This window comes from Paludibacterium flexuosum (genome assembly GCF_037076605.1).
GTDB lineage: Bacteria > Pseudomonadota > Gammaproteobacteria > Burkholderiales > Chromobacteriaceae > Paludibacterium.
Genome location: NZ_AP029060.1, coordinates 982,235 through 1,000,147, shown reverse-complemented (window position 1 = coordinate 1,000,147; position 17,913 = coordinate 982,235). Strand labels below are relative to the sequence as shown.

The 17,913-nt window shown below is 58.3% G+C and carries 9 protein-coding genes and 3 rRNA genes; 8 read left to right on the top strand and 4 right to left on the bottom strand.

The genetic code is table 11. The features are described from left to right. Nucleotides 1-194 precede the first annotated feature (194 nt). From AACH39_RS04815 to rrf, 3 genes are all read left to right on the top strand, one after another. A 16S ribosomal RNA gene (locus AACH39_RS04815) occupies nt 195-1,732 on the top strand. A 259-nt stretch (nt 1,733-1,991) separates the two neighbouring features. Next, nucleotides 1,992-4,882 (top strand): 23S ribosomal RNA (locus tag AACH39_RS04810). Between the two features lie 75 nt (nt 4,883-4,957). Next, a 5S ribosomal RNA gene (rrf, locus tag AACH39_RS04805) occupies nt 4,958-5,072 on the top strand. Together the 16S, 23S and 5S rRNA genes form the textbook arrangement of a ribosomal RNA operon. A 123-nt stretch (nt 5,073-5,195) precedes the next feature. Here the strand turns inward: rrf and AACH39_RS04800 are convergent. Continuing rightward, nucleotides 5,196-6,140, bottom strand: a complete 945-nt coding sequence (locus tag AACH39_RS04800) for a GlxA family transcriptional regulator (RefSeq protein WP_252346204.1) — start codon at nt 6,138-6,140, stop codon at nt 5,196-5,198. A gap of 167 nt (nt 6,141-6,307) precedes the next feature. Then, nucleotides 6,308-7,072 (bottom strand): transporter substrate-binding domain-containing protein, encoded by a 765-nt coding sequence (locus AACH39_RS04795; protein ID WP_252346205.1) that lies wholly within the window; start codon nt 7,070-7,072, stop codon nt 6,308-6,310. Between the two features lie 290 nt (nt 7,073-7,362). Between AACH39_RS04795 and AACH39_RS04790 the strand changes: the two genes are divergently transcribed. The 5 genes from AACH39_RS04790 to AACH39_RS04770 all read left to right on the top strand — a co-directional run bounded on the left by AACH39_RS04790 (nt 7,363) and on the right by AACH39_RS04770 (nt 16,728). Then, the gene (locus AACH39_RS04790) at nt 7,363-12,174 is read left to right on the top strand and encodes an NAD-glutamate dehydrogenase (protein WP_338621025.1); all 4,812 of its coding nucleotides are present in this window, start codon (nt 7,363-7,365) and stop codon (nt 12,172-12,174) included. Nucleotides 12,175-12,566: 392 nt separating this feature from the next. Continuing rightward, nucleotides 12,567-12,977, top strand: a complete 411-nt coding sequence (locus tag AACH39_RS04785; protein WP_215782182.1) for a biopolymer transporter ExbD — start codon at nt 12,567-12,569, stop codon at nt 12,975-12,977. Beyond that, nucleotides 12,974-13,672 carry a TonB family protein gene (locus tag AACH39_RS04780; RefSeq protein ID WP_338621024.1) on the top strand — a complete coding sequence of 233 codons (699 nt, stop codon included), beginning with the start codon at nt 12,974-12,976 and terminating at the stop codon, nt 13,670-13,672. Before AACH39_RS04785 ends, AACH39_RS04780 begins: the two co-directional genes overlap by 4 nt. Before the next feature lie 33 nt (nt 13,673-13,705). After that, nucleotides 13,706-16,072 (top strand): TonB-dependent receptor, encoded by a 2,367-nt coding sequence (locus tag AACH39_RS04775; RefSeq protein ID WP_338621023.1) that lies wholly within the window; start codon nt 13,706-13,708, stop codon nt 16,070-16,072. A 50-nt stretch (nt 16,073-16,122) separates the two neighbouring features. After that, the gene (locus tag AACH39_RS04770; RefSeq protein ID WP_215782185.1) at nt 16,123-16,728 is read left to right on the top strand and encodes a MotA/TolQ/ExbB proton channel family protein; all 606 of its coding nucleotides are present in this window, start codon (nt 16,123-16,125) and stop codon (nt 16,726-16,728) included. 236 nt (nt 16,729-16,964) lie between these two features. Here AACH39_RS04770 and AACH39_RS04765 read toward each other — a convergent pair whose 3' ends face one another. Beyond that, a complete protein-coding gene (locus AACH39_RS04765; protein ID WP_215782186.1) occupies nt 16,965-17,450 on the bottom strand; it encodes a prolyl-tRNA synthetase associated domain-containing protein in 486 nt (161 codons plus the stop codon). A gap of 1 nt (nt 17,451) precedes the next feature. Beyond that, nucleotides 17,452-17,904 carry a dUTP diphosphatase gene (dut, locus tag AACH39_RS04760; RefSeq protein ID WP_215782187.1) on the bottom strand — a complete coding sequence of 151 codons (453 nt, stop codon included), beginning with the start codon at nt 17,902-17,904 and terminating at the stop codon, nt 17,452-17,454. Nucleotides 17,905-17,913: the final 9 nt, after the last annotated feature.

Here is a 17,913-nt window from a genome sequence, read left to right as displayed (position 1 = left end):
CTGTGTTTCCCGTCTCTGTATAGTTCGCCTCCTCGCTGCAGCAACAACGCAGCACCGCTCTTTAACAAAACGAACAACCGATAGGTGTGAGTGCCGGGAGAGACCGACACTTGCACTGCAAGAGACAGAAAAAAAACCTTACGGGGTTCTTTTGAAGTCCTTGCGTGCCAGATAGTACGAAAAGCATAGAGATTGAACTGAAGAGTTTGATCCTGGCTCAGATTGAACGCTGGCGGCATGCTTTACACATGCAAGTCGAACGGCAGCACGGGAGCTTGCTCCTGGTGGCGAGTGGCGAACGGGTGAGTAATGCGTCGGAACGTGCCGAGTAATGGGGGATAACGCAGCGAAAGTTGTGCTAATACCGCATACGCTCTGAGGAGGAAAGCGGGGGACCTTTGGGCCTCGCGTTATTCGAGCGGCCGACGTCTGATTAGCTAGTTGGTGGGGTAAAGGCCCACCAAGGCGACGATCAGTAGCGGGTCTGAGAGGATGATCCGCCACACTGGGACTGAGACACGGCCCAGACTCCTACGGGAGGCAGCAGTGGGGAATTTTGGACAATGGGGGCAACCCTGATCCAGCCATGCCGCGTGTCTGAAGAAGGCCTTCGGGTTGTAAAGGACTTTTGTCAGGGAGCAAATCCTGCTTGTGAATAATGAGCGGGGATGAGAGTACCTGAAGAATAAGCACCGGCTAACTACGTGCCAGCAGCCGCGGTAATACGTAGGGTGCAAGCGTTAATCGGAATTACTGGGCGTAAAGCGTGCGCAGGCGGTTTTGCAAGTCTGATGTGAAAGCCCCGGGCTTAACCTGGGAACGGCATTGGAGACTGCAAGGCTAGAGTGCGTCAGAGGGGGGTAGAATTCCACGTGTAGCAGTGAAATGCGTAGAGATGTGGAGGAATACCGATGGCGAAGGCAGCCCCCTGGGATGACACTGACGCTCATGCACGAAAGCGTGGGGAGCAAACAGGATTAGATACCCTGGTAGTCCACGCCCTAAACGATGTCAACTAGCTGTTGGGGGTTTGAATCCTTGGTAGCGTAGCTAACGCGAGAAGTTGACCGCCTGGGGAGTACGGCCGCAAGGTTAAAACTCAAAGGAATTGACGGGGACCCGCACAAGCGGTGGATGATGTGGATTAATTCGATGCAACGCGAAAAACCTTACCTGCTCTTGACATGTACCGAAGCCCGAAGAGATTTGGGTGTGCCCGAAAGGGAGCGGTAACACAGGTGCTGCATGGCTGTCGTCAGCTCGTGTCGTGAGATGTTGGGTTAAGTCCCGCAACGAGCGCAACCCTTGTCATTAGTTGCCATCATTAAGTTGGGCACTCTAATGAGACTGCCGGTGACAAACCGGAGGAAGGTGGGGATGACGTCAAGTCCTCATGGCCCTTATGAGCAGGGCTTCACACGTCATACAATGGTCGGTACAGAGGGTCGCGAAGCCGCGAGGTGGAGCCAATCTCAAAAAACCGATCGTAGTCCGGATCGCACTCTGCAACTCGAGTGCGTGAAGTCGGAATCGCTAGTAATCGCAGATCAGCATGCTGCGGTGAATACGTTCCCGGGTCTTGTACACACCGCCCGTCACACCATGGGAGTGGGGGATACCAGAAGTGGGTAGGCTAACCGCAAGGAGGCCGCTTACCACGGTATGCTTCATGACTGGGGTGAAGTCGTAACAAGGTAGCCGTAGGGGAACCTGCGGCTGGATCACCTCCTTTCTAGAGAAAGTCGATCCTGGTACTCACAGCCTATCGGTTGTTCAGCGAGTGGAATGGTAATCAGAGGGCCTGAGGGGTCTTGTGATTAGCGTTTCAAACGCATTGATCTTTAACAAACTGAAGAAGCCGAATACAAAATTGATTCTGAGCCAGGATGGTTTCATCCTCGTTTGGATTCAACTTTGGGTAATTGTATGTATCGACGTTTTGCCGGTAGAGGTACCGGCAAGGCGAGTGCGCAAGGCCCTTGAAATGATAGGGTCAAGCGAGTAAGTGCATCTGGTGGATGCCTTGGCGATCATAGGCGATGAAGGACGTGTAAGCCTGCGAAAAGCGCGGGGGAGCTGGCAATAGAGCTTTGATCCCGCGATGTCCGAATGGGGAAACCCGGCCCTTAGGGGTCACTCCCACCTGAACACATAGGGTGGGTAGAGCGAACGCGGAGAACTGAAACATCTAAGTACCCGCAGGAAAAGAAATCAACCGAGATTCCGTGAGTAGTGGTGAGCGAAAATGGAAGAGCCTGTACGTTTTAGCCGTTGAGTTAGTGGAAGAGTCTGGAAAGGCTCGCCGTAGTGGGTGATAGCCCCGTACACGAAAACTGAATGGTGGCACTGAGCGTACGACAAGTAGGGCGGGACACGAGAAATCCTGTCTGAAGATGGGGGGACCATCCTCCAAGGCTAAATACTCATGATCGACCGATAGTGAACCAGTACCGTGAGGGAAAGGCGAAAAGAACCCCGGGAGGGGAGTGAAATAGAACCTGAAACCGGATGCATACAAACAGTGGGAGCCTCGCAAGGGGTGACTGCGTACCTTTTGTATAATGGGTCAGCGACTTACGTTCAGTAGCGAGCTTAACCGAATAGGGGAGGCGTAGCGAAAGCGAGTCCGAATAGGGCGCTTCAGTTGCTGGGCGTAGACCCGAAACCGAGTGATCTATCCATGGCCAGGATGAAGGTGCGGTAACACGCACTGGAGGTCCGAACCCACTAATGTTGCAAAATTAGGGGATGAGCTGTGGATAGGGGTGAAAGGCTAAACAAACTCGGAGATAGCTGGTTCTCCCCGAAAACTATTTAGGTAGTGCCTCATGTATCACTTCCGGGGGTAAAGCACTGTTATGGCTAGGGGGTCATTGCGACTTACCAACCCATGGCAAACTCTGAATACCGGAAAGTGCGAGCATGGGAGACAGACGGTGGGTGCTAACGTCCATCGTCAAGAGGGAAACAACCCAGACCGCCAGCTAAGGTCCCAAATGATCAGTTAAGTGGTAAACGAAGTGGGAAGGCCCAGACAGCCAGGATGTTGGCTTAGAAGCAGCCATCATTTAAAGAAAGCGTAATAGCTCACTGGTCGAGTCGTCCTGCGCGGAAGATGTAACGGGGCTCAAACTGATAACCGAAGCTGCGGATTTGCACGCGAGTGCAAGTGGTAGGGGAGCGTTCTGTAGGTCTGTGAAGGTGTGTCGAAAGGCATGCTGGAGATATCAGAAGTGCGAATGCTGACATGAGTAGCGATAAAGCGGGTGAAAAGCCCGCTCACCGAAAGCCCAAGGTTTCCTACGCAACGTTCATCGGCGTAGGGTGAGTCGGCCCCTAAGGCGAGGCAGAAATGCGTAGTCGATGGGAAACTGGTTAACATTCCAGTACTTTCATACAGTGCGATGGGGGGACGGAGAAGGTTAGGTCAGCCAACTGTTGGAATAGTTGGTTCAAGCTGGTAGGCGGGACACGCAGGCAAATCCACGTGTTCGTTAACGCCGAGAAGTGATAACGAGGGTCTACGGACCTGAAGTGACTGATACCCTGCTTCCAGGAAAAGCCTCTAAGCTTCAGCTGTATGAGAACCGTACCGCAAACCGACACAGGTGGGCAGGAAGAAAATTCTAAGGTGCTTGAGAGAACTCAGGAGAAGGAACTCGGCAAATTGATACCGTAACTTCGGGAGAAGGTATGCCTCTTAGGGTGTAGGACTTCGCGTCCGAAGCTTTGAGAGGTCGCAGAGAATCGGTGGCTGCGACTGTTTATCAAAAACACAGCACTGTGCCAACACGAAAGTGGACGTATACGGTGTGACGCCTGCCCGGTGCCGGAAGGTTAAGTGATGGGGTGCAAGCTCTTGATCGAAGCCCCGGTAAACGGCGGCCGTAACTATAACGGTCCTAAGGTAGCGAAATTCCTTGTCGGGTAAGTTCCGACCCGCACGAATGGCGTAACGATGGCCACACTGTCTCCTCCTGAGACTCAGCGAAGTTGAAATGTTTGTGAAGATGCAATCTACCCGCTGCTAGACGGAAAGACCCCGTGAACCTTTACTGTAGCTTTGCATGGGACTTTGAACAGACTTGTGTAGGATAGGTGGGAGGCTATGAAGCGTGAACGCTAGTTTGCGTGGAGCCGTCCTTGAAATACCACCCTGGTGTGTTTGAGGTTCTAACCTAGGTCCGTGATCCGGATCGGGGACAGTGCATGGTAGGCAGTTTGACTGGGGCGGTCTCCTCCCAAAGTGTAACGGAGGAGTTCGAAGGTCACCTAGGTACGGTCGGAAATCGTGCTGATAGTGCAATGGCAAAAGGTGGCTTAACTGCGAGACCGACAAGTCGAGCAGGTGCGAAAGCAGGACATAGTGATCCGGTGGTTCTGAATGGAAGGGCCATCGCTCAACGGATAAAAGGTACTCCGGGGATAACAGGCTGATTCCGCCCAAGAGTTCACATCGACGGCGGAGTTTGGCACCTCGATGTCGGCTCATCACATCCTGGGGCTGTAGCCGGTCCCAAGGGTATGGCTGTTCGCCATTTAAAGTGGTACGCGAGCTGGGTTCAAAACGTCGTGAGACAGTTTGGTCCCTATCTGCAGTGGGCGTTGGAAGTTTGACGGGGGCTGCTCCTAGTACGAGAGGACCGGAGTGGACGAACCTCTGGTGTACCGGTTGTCACGCCAGTGGCATCGCCGGGTAGCTAAGTTCGGAAGAGATAACCGCTGAAAGCATCTAAGCGGGAAACTCGCCTGAAGATGAGACTTCCCTGAGGGCTAGACCCTCCTGAAGAGTCGTTCGAGACCAGGACGTTGATAGGTCGGGTGTGGAAGCGCTGTGAGGCGTGAAGCTAACCGATACTAATGGCTCGTGAGGCTTGATCCTATCATTTGATGGGCTTTGTGCCCGATACATACGAATTCAAACCAAACGGCTTCTGCAGTTTGTAGACAGTTTATGTCTGGCGGCCATAGCGAGGTGGTCCCACGCCTTCCCATCCCGAACAGGACCGTGAAACGCCTTAGCGCCGATGATAGTGCGGCATTCGCCGTGTGAAAGTAGGACACTGCCAGACTCCCCATGCAAAGCCCAGACCTCAGGTCTGGGCTTTTTGCTTTGTGGTGCCGCAGGAGGCGCGATGAGCAAAAGCCCGGATCGATGATCCGGGCTTTGTGGTGTGTCGCTTCCCGCCGCGGCGTCAGGACTGGGCTTGCGGCTGAGTGCGCTGGGCGCGCTCTTCACGCGGCGTGATGCCGAAATGGTTGCGATAGGTGCTGGAGAAGTGCGGGCCGCTGGAGAAGCCGCAGGCCAGGCTGATCTGTACGATGGACTTGGAGGTCTGCTGCAACAATTGCCGCGCACGATTCAGCCGCAATTCCAGATAGTACTTGGACGGGACGGTGCTGAGGTACTGTTTGAACAGCCGCTCGAGCTGTCGGCGTGATACCCCGACGTAATAGGCGATGTCATCGGTGGACAGCGGCTCTTCGATATTCGCTTCCATCAGGCTGACCGCCTCGGTCAGCTTGGGCTGGCTGCCGCCGATGCGGGTGGCCAGCGGGATGCGCTGACGCTCGTTCCCTGGCCGGGTGCGCTCCATGATGAAGACTTCAGACAGGCGAGAGCCAAACTCGTGGCCTTGCTGGGCTTCGATCAGCGACAGGGTGAAATCCATGGTGGCTACCCCGCCCGCGCAGGTCATGACCGCGCCGTCTGCTTCGTAGAGGTTGGACGAGACCACGACCTCGGGGAAGTCTTCGGTGAACTGATTCACTTCCTGCCAGTGAATCGTGGCACGCTGCTGGTTCAGCATGCCGGCGCGGGCCAGCCAGTAACTGGCGCAACCGATGCCGGCCAGTTGCATCTTTTCCAGGTTCTGGGCGTGAATGCCGCGCGAGAGCTCGTCAACGTTGACGTCGCTGGAGATGTCGCCGCCGAAGATCAGCAGGCCATCCAGGCGCGGGCTGTAGCCAAGCGGCAGATCGACGGCGTATTGCAGTCCGTTGCTCAGGGCCACCGGCGTGCCGTCCAGTGACAAGGTCAGAAACTCGTAGATCTTCTTCTCTGCCAATTGATTGGCACGCGTCAGGACTTCGCAGGCCATGGCAAAGTCAGCCATCGAGGCATGTGGCAGCAGAAGCATGCCATATCTGAGTGGTTTAACTGCTTGCGGTTGGAGACCCATATCTTCCGTAAGTAAGTAAACGGCCCGCTGTCTCAATGACAAAAAGCTGGTATGCCGCATTAATAACGCTAGATGTGTATTGTACGATCATTTGACACTTTACGAGCAAGATTAGTACCGCCGCGTCAGCGCTCGTTGCCGTAAATGTCAAAGTGAAAGTATTTGCTGGCAATCCGCTGGTATTCCCCGCTGGCGCGCAGATCGGTGATGGCCTGATTCAGACGCTGCTGCAGCGGGACATCGCCCTTGCGCACCGCGATACCGGCCCCCTCGCCAAAGTAGCGCGGATCATCATACTGCGGCCCGGCAAAGGCAAAGCCGCGCCCTTGCGCGGTCGAGAGGAAAGACTGTTCGCCGACCACATTGTCGACGAAGACGGCCGCCAGTTTGCCGCGCACCAGATCATTGAAGGCCGCCGTAATCTTGTCATAGGCGGTGATGCGTGCACCGGCCTTGCCCCAGTAGTCCTGGGCGAAGGCGGCCTGGGTGGATCCGCGCAGCACCCCGATGGCCTGGCCCTGGAAGCTGTGCTGCGACACCTTGCTGCCCGCGCGCGTAATGATGCGGCTGGCAATGTGATAGTAGCGGCGGCTGAAGCTGAGGGACTGACGCCGTTCCGGCGTGATCTGCATCGACGACAGAATGGCATCGAATTTGCCGAGGTAGAGCGCCTTGGTCAGGCCGTCCCAGTCCTGTGGCACGATGCGGCAGTCCGTCTGCAGGTCGCGGCAAATGGCGCGTGCCATGTCGGCATCAAAGCCCTGTGGCTGACCATCGCTGTCCTGCCATGAGAAAGGCGGGTAATTGAGATCCATGCCGAAACGCAAGGTTTCTGCATGGAGCAGGGTGGGCAGGCTCAGGGTGATGAGCCACAAGACTTTCCATCGCATGTTCATGAGCCCTGGAGCGCCGCCTGGCAGCTATTGCAGGATGCCGACAGTTTATCAGCTTGCTCCACCCTTAGGAAAAGGTATTAAATGCGCAGGGCAACTGCTGTTTTTTCCAGACGAATGTTTCTGCATGGTTGTGTGTTTTTTCTGACGCAGCAGCAGCTATATTGGTCTGGTGACAAACGACAGTTCAGGTGATGCCTCCCTTTCCACCTGCGGTGACGACAGGACTCCGGCAGAGAGCCGTCGCATCGTTTCGGGCATCAGAGTGCTAACAACAAGAGAAACCTATGTCCCTGACCAATAAAACCGAATTGGCAAGTCTGATTGCGGATATTCAGTCCGTGGCCAAAAGCAAGTTGTCGGCCAAAGAAGCCGACCGGCATGTCTCCTTTTTCCCGGTCTATTTCGAAGGCGCCGAGCATGGCGACCTGAGTCGTTTTTCTTCGCTGGATCTGTTCGGCGCCGCGATGGCACATCACGATTTCGCCCGCAAGCGGGCGGTCGGCCAGCACAAGATCCGCATCTATAACCCGGAATTCGAGCGGGATGGCTGGCAGTCCACGCACTCGGTCATCGAGATGGTGACGGATGACATGCCGTTCCTGATTGATTCGCTGGCACTGTTTCTCGCCCGCAACAATCTGAACCTGCACCTGCTGGTTCACCCCGTGCTGGCCGTACGCCGCGATCAGGCGGGCAGCCTGCAGGAAGTGCAGCGCACCGGCGAGGGCGATGCCCTGCGTGAGTCCTATATTCATGTGCAGATCGACCGCGTGAGCGACCATGCGGTGATGCAGGCCTTGCAGGATGAGCTGTACCGGGTCATTGCCGATATTCGCCTGGTGGTCAGCGACGAGCCGAAAATGCGCGCCGCGCTGGCAGAAATCGGCAAGGACCTGGCCAAAATCAAGGGCGCCCGGGCCACCGAGGCGCGCGAAGCCATCGAATTCCTGCAGTGGACGGCCGACAATCACTTCCTGTTCATGGGGTACTGCGACTATGACCTGGTCAAGCGCGGCGGCAAGGACAGCCTGAAGATCGTCAAGGGCAGCGGGCTCGGTATCCTGCAGGATCAGGGGGACAAAGAGTATTCCGCCAGTTTCGAGCAATTGCCGCAGGAGTTGCGCGAGCTGGCACATTTGCCGCAGCTGATCATTCTCAACAAGTCCCAGACCCGCTCCATCATCCACCGCTCGGCCTATGTCGACTTCATCGGCATCAAGCGCTTTGACAGCAAGGGGGCGGTGATCGGCGAGCGGCGTTTCCTGGGGCTGTATACCGCGCGTGCCTACCAGGTGTCGCCGAAGAACATCCCCATCCTGCGGCAGAAGGTTGAGGCTGTGATCCGCAATTGCGATTACGTTGAGAATAGCTACAAGGCCAAGACGCTGAATTTCGTGCTGGAAAGCTATCCGCGAGACGAGCTGTTCGAAATTCCGGCCGAGACCCTGGCGCCGATTGCCGAGGGCATCGTCAATCTGCAGGAGCGGCCGCGGGTGCGCCTGTTCGTGCGAACCGATCGCTACCATCGCTACGTCAGCTGCCTGGTCTATGTGCCGCGCGACAGCTTCAGCACGGAAGTGCGTCTGAAGATCGAGCGGGTGCTGCTCAATGCCTTCCACGGCAATTCGACCGAATTCAGTGTGCAGATCGGTGATGCCATGCTGGCGCGGGTGCATTACATCATCCGTACCAATGCCGCGCATTTGCCGGCTTTCCGCGAGGCCGAGATCGAGGCCGAAATCGAGCGCCTGGTAAGAGGCTGGACTGAGGAGCTGCATCAGCAACTGATCGAGGCGCATGGCGAGGAAGAGGGCAATCGCCTGTTCAATGGCTACAAGCAGGCCTTCCCCCTGTCGTACCGCGAAGAGTTTGCCGTGCGCAATGCGGTGCTGGATATCCAGTACCTGGAAGGCGTTTCCGCGGAACAGCCTCTGGCCATGAAGCTATACCGGCCTTTCCATCGCAATGCCGAAGATTTCAACCTCAAGCTGTTCAGCTACGGAGAGGCGCTGGGGCTGTCCGCCAGCCTGCCGATTCTGGAAAACATGGGCGTGCGCGTGCGTGACGAGCACCCCTATGGCGTGCGCCGCGCCGATGGCACCACGGTCTGGATCAGTGACTTCGGCCTCGATCTGGGCGGGGCTTTTGAGCAACTGCTGCGTGAAGAGGTGCAGCAGGATTTTCAGGAGTTACTCAGCCAGGTGTTTGCCCGTCGCTGCGAAAACGACGGTTTCAATCGTCTGACCCTGGTGGCCGGGCTCAACTGGCGCGAAATTTCGCTGGTACGCGCGCTGGCCAAGTATCTGCGTCAGGCTGGTCTGACCTTCAGCCAGGCCTATATCGAGCAGTGTGTCACCAATTATCCGGAGATCAGCCGTGAGCTGGTGCAGCTGTTTGCCGCCCGTCTCGACCCGCAGCATGCCGATCTCAAGCGTGCCGCCGAGCTGGAGGAGCGCCTGCACGAGCGCCTGGACCTGGTGGCCAACCTGGATGAGGATCGTATTCTCAATGGTCTGCTGACCGTGGTGCTGGCGACGCGCCGGACCAATTTCTGGCAGCTCGACAGCGAGGGGCAGCCCAAGTCCTATATCTCGTTCAAGCTGCAGTCCGGTGCCATCGCTTTCCTGCCGCAACCCCGTCCGATGTTCGAGATCTGGGTCTACAGTCCGCGCGTAGAAGGCGTACACCTGCGTGGTTCGCGCGTCGCACGTGGCGGTCTGCGCTGGTCGGACCGCATGGAAGACTTCCGCACCGAGGTGCTGGGGCTGGTCAAGGCGCAGCAGGTGAAGAACTCGGTGATTGTGCCGATGGGCTCGAAGGGCGGTTTCGTCTGCAAGCAGCTTCCCCCGCCTTCCGACCGCGAGGCCTGGATGGCCGAGGGCATTGCCTGCTACCGCATCTTCATTTCGGCGTTGCTGGATCTGACAGACAATCTGGTCAATGGCGCCATCGTGCCGCCGCCTTCGGTACGACGTCTGGATGAAGATGATCCCTATCTGGTGGTCGCCGCCGACAAGGGCACGGCCACCTTCTCGGACATTGCCAACAGTGTTTCCCAGGCCTATGGCTTCTGGCTGGGCGATGCCTTTGCTTCCGGCGGCTCGGCCGGTTATGACCACAAGAAGATGGGCATTACCGCGCGGGGTGCCTGGGAGTCGGTCAAGCGACATTTCCGCCATCTCGGCCTGAATACTCAGGAGCAGGACTTTACCGTCATCGGGATCGGTGACATGGCGGGTGACGTCTTCGGCAACGGCATGCTGCTGTCGAAGCATATCCGGCTCAAGGCGGCATTCAACCACCTGCATATTTTCCTCGACCCCAATCCGGACGCCGCCAAGAGCTTTGCCGAGCGGCAGCGTCTGTTTGATCTGCCGCGTTCCAGCTGGGCCGATTACGATGCCAAGCTGATTTCCAGGGGAGGCGGCGTGTTCGAGCGCTCGGCCAAGTCCATCCCGCTGTCGCCGGAGGTGCGTGCCTGGCTGGGGGTGGAGGAGGAGCATCTGGCGCCCAACGAGCTGATCCGCGCCATCCTGACGGCAGAGGCCGATCTGCTCTATAACGGCGGCATTGGTACTTACTTCAAGGCGAGCAGTGAAAGCCATGCCGATGCGCATGACCGCGCCAACGACGGCCTGCGCGTCAACGCCTGCGACCTCAAGGTCAAGGTGCTGGCGGAGGGCGGTAATCTGGGCTGCACCCAGAAGGGGCGGATCGAGTTTGCCCTGAAGGGCGGGCTCAATTGCTCTGATGCCATCGACAACTCGGCCGGGGTGGACTGCTCGGACCATGAGGTGAACATCAAGATTCTGCTGGGCGCTGTCATGCAGGCCGGTGACATGACGCTCAAACAGCGCAATGCGCTGCTGGCCGAGATGACCGAGGAGGTCGGCGAGCTGGTGCTGCGCAACAACTATCTGCAGACCGAGCTGCTGGCCATTAAGCGTCAGGAAGCGGCCTCGATGCTGTCGACCCACGCCCGCCTGATCCACCATCTGGAAAAAACCGGTGAGCTCAATCGCGAGCTGGAGTTCCTGCCGAACGACACCCAGATCAATGAGCGCCGTCTGGCCCGTCAGGGGCTGACCATGCCGGAGGTTGGTGTGTTGCTGGCCTATAGCAAGATCTCGCTGGATCAGGCCTTGCTGGCCAGTGATCTGCCGGATGATCCTGACTTTCTGCCGGTGCTGGTGAATTACTTCCCCAAGGCGCTGCAGAAGAAATTCCGCACCCAGATGGAGCGTCATCACCTCAAGCGCGAGATCATTGCCAATCAATTGGCCAACCAGATCGTCAACCGCATGGGGACCACCTTCGTGTTCCGTCTGCAGGAAGAGTCACCGTTCTCTGCAGCCGAAATCGCCCGTGCCTGGTGGGTTGCCAGTCGGGTCTTCGATGCCGAGTCGCTGTGGCAGCGTATCGAGTCGCTGGATAACCGTGTGCCGGCCGATCGTCAGATGACGATGATGGTGCTGGTGCGTACGCTGGTCGAGCGGGTGACGCGCTGGGTGCTGCGCAATCTGCGCCCGGTCGGCTCGGTCGAAAAACAGGTGGCCCGCTATGCCGACAAGGTCGGTGCTCTGCTTGCCCTGCTGCCGGACTTGATCGGCTCCATGCAGTATCCGGTGGTGGCAGACTGGGAGGCGCGACTGAACCTGCCGAATGTGCCGCAGGATCTGGCGCGGGTGCTGGCTCGGCTCGAGTTCGCCGTGTCGCTGATGGATATCCTCGAGCTGGCAGAAACGGCCAAGGTGAGCCCGGAGGTGGTGGCACGCAATTACTATCGCCTGGCGGCCGATCTGCAGCTCGACTGGCTGCGTGATGCCATTACCGGCCTGCCGCGAGATAACCGCTGGCAGTCGCTGGCACGCTCGGCCTTGCGCGATGATCTGTATCGCATGCAGCGTTCTCTGACCAGCCAGGCACTGGCCGATGCCGGAGACAATCAGGCCTTTGCCGGGCAGTGGCTGGCCAAGCGGGCTCAGCACGTGGAGATCTGCCAGCAGATGTTTGCCGAACTGCAGGCCTTCGAGACGCTGGATCTGGCGATGTTGTCTGCCGGCATGCGGGAGTTGAGCAATCACATGTTGGCCTGAGTTTTTTGGTCCGTGGAAACGCGCACTTCGGTGCGCGTTTTTTTGCCACAACAGTGACAATGTCATTGAAAATTTGGAAATGCCCGCTTATTGAAATGAATTAAAGATGACGGTTTCTAGAAAAATTAACAAAGTAATGAGTTTGTGTGTGCCCATGACGCTGGCGTGCCGGTTGTTTGCGGGGGTGTGGCTTTCTGGAAAAGCCATGAATAATCAGTGACCTGATGCGCGGTGCTGTCAGGATGTACCTGGGCGCGCGGCTCTGGCGGCGGGCTTTTTTTCATTCTGACATCCATTGTGAATGGAAATGCCTTATTAATATATATTTCTCATAAGTGTAAGTTGCGGCATGTATCTTCGCCTCGAGCCAATATTGTTTGAGGTGAAAGTGCATGTACTTCCTCGATGAAGAGCCGCGCAAAAAGGCGCGGATCGAAATCATTCCCATGATCGATGTCATGATGTTCCTGCTGGTCTTTTTCGTCCTGATCAGCCTGAATGTCATTCCGTCGACCGGCCTGACGACCCAGTTGCCTTCTTCGCGCAATGCCGCCCAGTCCACGGCCATCAAGCCTGCTGTCGTCACCGTCTCCGCCACGGGCGCAGTACAGCTCAATGGCAAGGATATTGCGCCGGGGGCCCTGTCCGCCGGACTGAAGGCCCTGCAGCAGCCGGGTCAGTCCCTGTCCGTGGTCCTCAAGAGCGATGACGCCGCCCGTGTGCAGCAGATGGTCGATGTCATGGACCTGGTGCGTGACAGCGGTGTCAGCCAGATTTCCATCGCAGCAAAGAAAAAGTCATGAGCAGCCAGCTGGTCTACGACAGCGCGGCCGACCAGCGCCGTGAGGCGCTGGCCGCCCTGGTTGCGGCCCTGGTCATGGCGGGCCTGTATGGCCTGGCGCATCTGGCACCGCTGCCGCATTTCCATCAGGAAAAGCAGGCGATTGCCATTGAGCTGCAGCCTGCGCCGCCCGAGCCACAACCTGCGCCGCCGATTCCGCAAGCTCAGGCACCTGCGCCCGTTGCCCAGCCACAGCCTGTGCTGCGGCAGGCGGTCAGCAAGCCGCAGCCTGCACCCAGCCCGATCCCGCAACCCAGTGCCGTGCCCGCGGCACCCAGCCGCACTGTGACCACACCGAGCCCGGTACCGAGTCCGGTGCGGGCGGCCGAGCCGGCCCCCAAAGCCAATGTCAGCGCTGATCGTGAGTTCGAAGCCAAGGTGCGTGCCTATATCGAGCGGCAGAAGAGCTATCCGACTGGGCGTGAAGTGGCCATCGAGAAGCCCGAGGGCACCGTGCACGCCTGTGTCGAACTGGGGCGTGACGGGGGGGTACGCAATGTGTCCGTTCAGCAGGGATCCGGTTTTGCCTCGCTGGACAAGGCAGCGCAGCGTCTGCTCAACACGATTTCCTATCCGGCCTTTCCGGAAGGGACCTTCAGTGGCGATACCAGCCATGTGTTTTGTACCCGGCTCAAGTACGAGCCGCCAACCAACTGATCCACCGCTTGATTTGTGCAGAGACATAATCCAATGAAACAGACTAATTTGCGGCCCGTTGTGCTGGCCGTACTTGCTGCGCTGGCCAGCCCGCTGGCGCATGCCGACAATACGTCGGAACTGGGGACGGTCACCATCACCGGCGAAGGGGACAAGCTGGGAGCGGGTTATCTCCAGCAGGATGATGGCGTCAAGGCGCGCAGCAATGTCAGCCGTTCGTCGATCGAGAAGTCCAGCCCGACCGGCAACCTGTATCAAAACATCAACATGCTGGCCGGGGTGAATGCCTCCAGTTTCGACAGCACCGGCATGTTCGGTGGCGCGCTGACCATGCGTGGCTTCAACTCCGACCAGATCGGCGTGACCGTCAATGGTGTGCCGGTCAATGACTCGGGCAGCTTTGCGGTGTATCCGTCCGAATACATGGATAACGAGAACCTCTGTGATGCCTTCGTCACTCAGGGCTCGACCGATACCGATGCACCGCATGTCGGCGCCACCGGTGGCAACCTGGGGTTTAACTCCTGCTCGCCGGAGAAGCAGCGTCGTTTCCGCCTGGCGCAGACGCTCGGCAGCAATGCCCTGAGCCGTACCTATGGCCGTGTCGACAGTGGTGACTTTGCCGACGGCAAGGCACGTGCCTATTTGTCGATGTCGCACTCCCAAGTCGACAAGTGGAAGGGTGAGGGTGATGCCACCCGTGATCACGTGGATATGGGCGGGCGTTACGATCTGTCGCCGGGCAGCTATATCGACGCCTCGCTGCTCTACAATCGCATGTTCAACTACAACCTTTACCAGCCGAAGCTCTCTGAGCTGCAGCAGAACGGTTATAACGCCGACTATGCCGCCAGCTTCCAGCCCGGCGCGGCGCACACCAACCCCGGCCCGGGGGCCCAGGTCGAGACGGCTCAGAGCCCTGCCTATTACAAACAGTCGATCAATCCCTTCGAGAATGTCATTTTCTCGGCCAATGGCGTGTTCAAGCTGGATGACACGACCACGCTGAAGGTTCAGCCCTACTATTGGTATGGCTACGGCGCCGGTGGCACGGGGGCCAAGATCCAGAACGAAAACCGCTTCTACAACGCGGCGACGGGCACTCTGACCGGCACGGTCAACCTCAACGGCGGCAGCGGTGTCGACACCGATACCCTGGACAAGGTGCTGATTTTCAGCGAGTCGGTGACCAAGACCAATCGCCCGGGGATCACCCTGTCCTTGTCCAAGACATGGGGCATGCATCAATTGCTGGGCGGGGTGTGGTACGAGCGTGCGGAGCATCGCCAGACCTCGCCGATGTCGCTGGTCAACAATGACGGTACGCCCGTCAGTTCCTGGCTGAACGGTTCGCTGGTGACCCGTGCCGATGGCTCGCTGGCGCAGCTGCGTGACTGGGATACCATCAGTACCGCCTATCAGTTCTTCGCCCAGGATTCGATCAGCCTGCTGAAGGATGATCTGAATATCAATGCGGGGGTACGTGCACCGACCGTCAAACGCGACTTCACGCATCATGCCGATGACTACTATTCCACTGCGCCGAATGCCCAGGTTAACCAGACCAATTACAACATCACGCAGACCTATAGCGATGTTCTGCCGAGTCTGGGGTTCCGCTACAACCTGACACCATCGCAGCAGGTGTTCATGAATGTGGCGAAAAACTTCAAGGCGCCGCCGAACTTTGCCTATGCCCCCAGCAACAGCTATGTCCAGCTGGTGGGCGGGAAAGTGACGCTGAACGGCAATATTGCCCCGGAAACCTCCATCAACACCGATCTGGGGTATCGCTACCAGGGTAGCCTGCTGACCTTCAGCGGCTCGCTGTTCAACGTCGATTTCCGCAATCGCATGGCCAACTCCACCGATCCGGTGACCGGCAAGAGCACTTATATCAATGCCGGGGATGTGCATGTCTGGGGGGCCGAGATGGAGCTGGGTTCTGCGCCGGTCAATGGCTGGAGTGCCTACACCTCGCTGACGCTGAACCGCAGCCGGATTCTGAGCAATATTCCGGCGCAGGGCGGCACCCTGCCGACCTCGGGCAAGTATTTCCCGATGACACCGAACTGGATGGCGGCCCTGTCGCTGCAGTATGCACAAGGCCCGTTCTTCGCCCGGACCAATATCAAGCACACCGGCAAGCAATACGCCACGCTGGTCAATGATGAGGCAGTGCCGGAATACACCACGGTGGACTTTGATGCGGGCTACCGCTTCAACAGCGTCGGCCTGGTCAAGAACCCGACCATCAAGCTGAATCTGAGCAATGTGTTCAATACCAGCTACCGTGTGCCCTCGCTCAGCTCCGGCGTCAAGTCGCAGTCCAGCGATGGCGTGTATTACAACCTTGGCGCCCCGCGTGCCATTGCCGTCACCCTGTCGGCAGACCTGTAACCTGAAGGATCGCCGGGGCCTGGGGCCCCGGCAGATGGAGAAAAAGAATCATGCATATTGACTATACCAGCCTGCACACGGCGACTTTCTACCTGATGTATGTTTGCCTGGCGCTGGCCATTTTCGTCTGCGTCGAGCGGCTGGTTTATTACGTCCAGACCCAGCGACATGCCCGAGAACTGGAAGTGGCCGTGACCGGGCACGCCGGCGAACTGCATCTGCTGCCGAAATCGCTGATCGAGCGTGACAGCCTGCCGGCTCAGGCCCTGCGTACCATGATGGCCGACATGAAACAGGCGCGTTCGGCGGAAGATATCCAGCACTTGTCCAGTGCCGTGTTCCTGAGTACCAAGTCGCGCATGCAGAAAAACCTGTGGATCCTCGACACCATCGTGACCGCCGCACCGCTGCTCGGGCTGCTGGGCACCATTCTCGGCATCATTGAAACCTTCACCACCCTGGCCGAGCATGGCATTTCTGATCCGAAGGGGGTGTCTGCCGGAATTGGTACCGCCTTGCTGGCGACGGCCATGGGGATTACCGTGGCCCTGATCGGGCTGGTATTCCTGAATCATTTCCATGACCGTGTCGATCGTATCAGCGAGCACCTGAAAGTCTTGCTGCTGCGCAGCGCCGTGCGCCACGAGGTCGCCTGATCCGAGATAAAAAACAGCCCGGGAAACCGGGCTGTCAGCTTGCTGACAAACCCATGTCCGCGCAGCGGACGCCCCCTTGCAGGGCAAGGGTGAGGGGGTTGGGATTCGATGGACAGGCTGGAAAATCAGTCAGTTGGTGACAAGGCCCGGCTTTGCCGGGTCCTCCTGCCTGATCGCAGACCACCTTTGTCAACAGCCTGACAGCCCGGGAAACCGGGCTGTTTGCATTGGCAGATTCAGACCTGAACCTGTACCGGTTCGTGGCCGGTGTGGCGCAGGAAGCGCAAGAAGTCCGGCACGCTCAGGCAGATGGTCGAGTCGTTGCTCATCGGATGGAAACCGATCAGCTGATCCGGGTCGATGTCGCTGTCGAGCAGCAGCGTGATGCGGTGCTCGACATCGTTGGCCAGGCCGAACGGCGTCACCGAGCCGGCGGTGAGCTGCATCAGTTCCTGCAGGCGATCTTCCGAGGCAAAGGAGAGGCGGGCCTCGTCCACCTGGCTGGCGAGTGCCGCCAGGTCGGCGGTCTTCAGCTCATCCAGCACCAGCAGATAAAAGCGGTTGCCCTTGCGGTTCTTCAGGAACAGGTTTTTCACGCACTGACCGGGAAAGGTGATGCCGTCGCGGTGATAGTCCTCCACCGAGCCATAGGCAGGGTGGTCGACCTTGACGTACTGGATGCCCATCTCGGCCAGCAGGGCGAAGAGTTCCGCCTGTTGCATCTCAGGCGCGCCCGGTACTGCCGAAACCGCCGGCGCCACGCTCGGAGGCGGCGAAGTCGTCAACGATATTGAAGTCGACCTGGGCTACCGGTACCACGATCAGCTGGGCAATGCGTTCGAGCGGCGTCAGGCGGAAGGGCTCGCTGCCACGGTTCCATACCGAGACAAATAGCTGGCCCTGGTAGTCGGAGTCGATCAGCCCGACCAGATTGCCGAGCACGATGCCGTGTTTGTGCCCCAGCCCGGAGCGCGGCAGGATCATGGCGGCAAAGCCCGGATCGCCAATATGGATGGCCATGCCGGTCGGTACCAGATGGGTCTCGCCGGGGTTGATCTGGATGTCCTGCTCGATGGCGGCGCGCAGATCCAGGCCGGCAGAGCCCGGGGTGGCATAGCCAGGCAGGTTGTCGTGCAGTCGCTGGTCGAGAATTTTGACGTCGATAACGGGTTTCATGCGGTCCTC

Coding starts and splice junctions, on each gene's coding strand:
- AACH39_RS04785 (WP_215782182.1), top strand. CDS start 12,567: ATGTACTTCCTCGATGAAGAGCCGCGCAAAAAGGCGCGGATCGAAATC.
- AACH39_RS04800 (WP_252346204.1), bottom strand. CDS start 6,140: ATGCTTCTGCTGCCACATGCCTCGATGGCTGACTTTGCCATGGCCTGC.
- AACH39_RS04765 (WP_215782186.1), bottom strand. CDS start 17,450: ATGCAACAGGCGGAACTCTTCGCCCTGCTGGCCGAGATGGGCATCCAG.
- AACH39_RS04775 (WP_338621023.1), top strand. CDS start 13,706: ATGAAACAGACTAATTTGCGGCCCGTTGTGCTGGCCGTACTTGCTGCG.
- dut (WP_215782187.1), bottom strand. CDS start 17,904: ATGAAACCCGTTATCGACGTCAAAATTCTCGACCAGCGACTGCACGAC.
- AACH39_RS04795 (WP_252346205.1), bottom strand. CDS start 7,072: ATGCGATGGAAAGTCTTGTGGCTCATCACCCTGAGCCTGCCCACCCTG.
- AACH39_RS04780 (WP_338621024.1), top strand. CDS start 12,974: ATGAGCAGCCAGCTGGTCTACGACAGCGCGGCCGACCAGCGCCGTGAG.
- AACH39_RS04790 (WP_338621025.1), top strand. CDS start 7,363: ATGTCCCTGACCAATAAAACCGAATTGGCAAGTCTGATTGCGGATATT.
- AACH39_RS04770 (WP_215782185.1), top strand. CDS start 16,123: ATGCATATTGACTATACCAGCCTGCACACGGCGACTTTCTACCTGATG.